Here is a 3,486-nt window from a genome sequence, read left to right on the forward strand (position 1 = left end):
CGTGAGGGGTCGGCCGGGGCTTCGTTCACCACGAACCGTGCGGTCAGGCGGCGACGACATCCACCGCTTCCGCGGGCGCCTTGATGGTCACCCGTCCCGTCGGTACGCCGGCGACCGACGCAACAGAGACGGAATTGAGCATCGGGCGTACTGGTACAGGCACCGCATCACTGGCTGCTGCCGACTCGGCCAGCTCAGCCAGCGACAGTTCATCGCTCACTTCACGCATGAGCTCGGACATCCGTACGTCCAGCGCGTCGCAAATGGCGGAGAGCAGTTCGGAGGATGCCTCCTTCTGCCCCCGCTCCACCTCGGAGAGATAGCCGAGCGAGACTCGGGCGGACGAGGAGACTTCGCGCAGAGTACGGCCTTGGCGCTGGCGCTGCCGACGCAGCACGTCACCAAGCAGGCGACGGAGCAGAATCATCGGTGGCTCCCTCCTCGGACCGCGTAGCCGCATCCTTCACGCCCCACCGTACCGCCTTGCGCTGCGGCCGTGCGGGGAGCGATGTCGTGTTCACTCAGGGCTGCAAACATCAATTCTCCCCGTTCTGTTCCGTATCCTGTGCCCTCGCATTTTCGCCGAGTTCGCCGGAGAGCAGCTCGAGCAGGCTCCGCACACTCTCCTTACGGATGTCCGCCCGCCCGCCGTTCAACCTCAGCTCGACGGTTTTCTGTACACCACCCGGCCCGGAAACGGCTATGAAGACGGTGCCGACGGCCTTGCCGTCCTGAGGCTCGGGGCCCGCGACCCCGGTGGTCGAGACGCCCCAGTCCGCGTCCAGGACCCGGCGCACGCCGGCGGCCATCGCCTGGGCGACCGCGGGGTCCACTGCTCCACGCTCAGCCAGCAGCGCGCCGTCGACGCCCAGCACATCCCGCTTCAGAGGCGTGGCGTAGGCCGTGACGGACCCGCGGAAACATCGCGAGGCCCCCGGTACGGAGGTCAGCTCGGCGGCCACCAGGCCACCGGTGAGGGACTCGGCGACCCCGAGCGTCTCACCGCGCTCCTGAAGCTGCCGCAGCACCTGGGCCGCCGCGGACGTCACCGCTCGCCCTCCGCGGCGCCCCTGCCGCCGGCCACGCGCTCCCCGACCGGTTCCCCGAGGGCCGCCGGCTCCACGACGCTCCCGGCCGTTCCGCCGATGTCATCGTTCGTGGCGCACCGCCCCCCGGCGGTGTCCTCCACGTCCGCCGCCGCCGTGACGGCTTCCATGGCGGCCGCCCGCTCCGCCGCGAGTCCGCGGCGGCGCAGCACGACTGCCTGGCGCACGTAGTCGAGGCCGGTGACGACCGTCAGTACGACAGCGGCCATCATCACCCAGAAGCGCATGGTGGCCAGGGGCCCCGTCAGTGCCAGCACGTACATGCCCACGGCGATGCCCTGGGCCAGGGTCTTCACCTTCCCGCCCCGGCTGGCGGGGATCACCGAGTGCCGGATCACCCAGAAACGCATGAGCGTGATGCCGAGCTCGCGGAAGAGGATCACGCCGGTGATCCACCAGGGCAGATCTCCGAGGGAGGACAGACAGATCAGGGCCGCGCCCATGATCGCCTTGTCCGCTATCGGGTCGGCGATCTTCCCGAAATCGGTGACCAGGTTGTACGTGCGTGCCAGATGGCCGTCGAATACGTCGGTGATCATCGCGACGGCGAAGGCCGCCCAGGCGAACGACCGCCAGACCGGGTCGTAGCCACCGTCGTGCAGGAGCAGCATGACGAAGCCCGGCACGAGCAGCAGCCGCACCATCGTGAGGATGTTCGCGATGTTCCACAGGCCGGCCTGATTGACGGCCGCCGCGCCCAGCTTGCCGCCGCGGGGCGCCGGCGTCGCGCCGGAGCCGCCTGCCGCGGATGCCGGGGCTCCCGTCATCTGGCTGCCTCCGCAAGCTCGTGGTGTTCGGCCACGAGGTCCACTCCCTCGGTGCCCACTGCCTTCGCTTCGACCATACGGCCCGGCACGAGCCCTTCGCGTGCGGTGAAGACGACCTGGCCGTCCGTTTCCGGAGCCTGGTGGGCGGCTCGGCCCACCGCCACCGGCCCGTCCTCCTCGGACTCGACGGACTCGACGAGAACCTGGAGGGTTTCGCCGACCCGCTCCTCGGCTCGCTGCGAGGTCAGTTCCTCGGCCAGCTGCGAGATGTGCGCGAGGCGTTCCGCGATGACGTCGGCGTCCAGCTTGTTCTCGTAGCCGACCGCCTCGGTGCCCTCCTCGTCGGAGTAGCCGAAGACCCCGATGGCGTCCAGGCGCGCGCCGGTGAGGAAGCGTTCCAGCTCGGCCAGGTCGGCCTCGGTCTCCCCGGGGAATCCCACGATGAAGTTCGACCGGGCACCGGCCTGCGGAGCCTTCGACCGAATGGTGTCCAGGAGCTCCAGGAACCGGTCCGTGTCGCCGAACCGGCGCATCGCCCGCAGCACGCCGGGGGCGGAGTGCTGGAAGGAGAGGTCGAAGTAGGGCGCGACCTTGGGCGTGGAGGTGAGTACGTCGATCAGCCCGGGACGCATCTCGGCGGGCTGCAGGTAGCTGACGCGGATCCGCTCGATCCCGTCGACGTCGGCGAGCTCGGGCAGCAGGGTCTCCAGGAGCCTGATGTCCCCGAGGTCCTTGCCGTACGAGGTGTTGTTCTCGGAGACGAGCATGACCTCCTTGACGCCCTGCTCGGCAAGCCAGCGCGTCTCTCCCAGGACGTCCGAGGGGCGCCTGGAGACGAAGGAGCCCCGGAAGGAGGGGATGGCGCAGAAGGTGCAGCGCCGGTCGCAGCCGGAGGCGAGCTTCACCGAGGCGACCGGGCTGGTCCCCAGCCTGCGGCGCAGCGGTGCCCGCGGCCCGGAGACCGGAGCGACCCCTTCCGGCAGGTCGGCGGGGGCCGGCGCGATCTCCTGGGCGTGCCCCGGCAGCGCGACGGCGGCGTCCTGCCGCTCGGCCGGGCTGATCGGCAGCAGCTTGCGCCGGTCACGCGGGGTGTGGGAGGCGTGGATGCCTCCGTTGAGGATGGTCTGCAGACGGTCGGAGATGTCGGCGTAGTCGTCGAATCCGAGGACTCCGTCGGCTTCCGGCAGCGCCTCGGCAAGATCCTTGCCGTAGCGCTCGGCCATGCAGCCGACGGCCACGACGGCCTGGGTTCTGCCGTGATCCTTCAGATCGTTGGCTTCGAGCAGGGCATCGACTGAGTCCTTCTTGGCGGCCTCGACGAACCCACAGGTGTTGACGACGGCGACATCCGCGTCCGTGGCGTTCTCGACGAGATCCCAGCCGTCCGCTGCCAAGCGGCCTGCGAGCTCCTCCGAGTCCACCTCGTTACGGGCGCAGCCAAGAGTGACAAGGGCGACGGTACGGCGTTCGGGCATGGGCTCAAGACTACTTTGTCCCGGCACTCCCCCTGCCGAGCAGGGTTAGCCGCTACGGGGAGTGACCGAACAGTCGGTGAGGTGGAGGGGGAGCGAGGACAACGACAACGGTGAGTGCCCGGCATGACTGCCGGGCAC

General features: G+C 69.7%; 4 protein-coding genes. All 4 read right to left on the reverse strand.

Annotated elements, in window-relative coordinates:
- Window positions 1–43 precede the first annotated feature (43 nt).
- The 4 genes from ACFWFI_RS41810 to rimO all read right to left on the reverse strand — a co-directional run bounded on the left by ACFWFI_RS41810 (window position 44) and on the right by rimO (window position 3,348).
- Window positions 44–427 (reverse strand): helix-turn-helix domain-containing protein, encoded by a 384-nt coding sequence (locus ACFWFI_RS41810; protein WP_014153702.1) that lies wholly within the window; start codon window positions 425–427, stop codon window positions 44–46.
- 109 nt (window positions 428–536) lie between these two features.
- Window positions 537–1,049 carry a CinA family protein gene (locus tag ACFWFI_RS41815; protein ID WP_387401056.1) on the reverse strand — a complete coding sequence of 171 codons (513 nt, stop codon included), beginning with the start codon at window positions 1,047–1,049 and terminating at the stop codon, window positions 537–539.
- The gene (gene pgsA / locus ACFWFI_RS41820) at window positions 1,046–1,873 is read right to left on the reverse strand and encodes a CDP-diacylglycerol--glycerol-3-phosphate 3-phosphatidyltransferase (RefSeq protein ID WP_387401058.1); all 828 of its coding nucleotides are present in this window, start codon (window positions 1,871–1,873) and stop codon (window positions 1,046–1,048) included. The genes ACFWFI_RS41815 and pgsA overlap by 4 nt, the downstream gene beginning before the upstream one ends.
- Window positions 1,870–3,348, reverse strand: a complete 1,479-nt coding sequence (gene rimO, locus ACFWFI_RS41825) for a 30S ribosomal protein S12 methylthiotransferase RimO (RefSeq protein ID WP_387401060.1) — start codon at window positions 3,346–3,348, stop codon at window positions 1,870–1,872. Before rimO ends, pgsA begins: the two co-directional genes overlap by 4 nt.
- Window positions 3,349–3,486 lie beyond the last annotated feature (138 nt).

The organism is Streptomyces sp. NPDC060209 (assembly GCF_042728155.1).
In the GTDB taxonomy this organism is placed as follows: Bacteria; Actinomycetota; Actinomycetes; order Streptomycetales; family Streptomycetaceae; genus Streptomyces.

Coding starts and splice junctions, on each gene's coding strand:
- ACFWFI_RS41810 (WP_014153702.1), bottom strand. CDS start 427: ATGATTCTGCTCCGTCGCCTGCTTGGTGACGTGCTGCGTCGGCAGCGC.
- rimO (WP_387401060.1), bottom strand. CDS start 3,348: ATGCCCGAACGCCGTACCGTCGCCCTTGTCACTCTTGGCTGCGCCCGT.
- pgsA (WP_387401058.1), bottom strand. CDS start 1,873: ATGACGGGAGCCCCGGCATCCGCGGCAGGCGGCTCCGGCGCGACGCCG.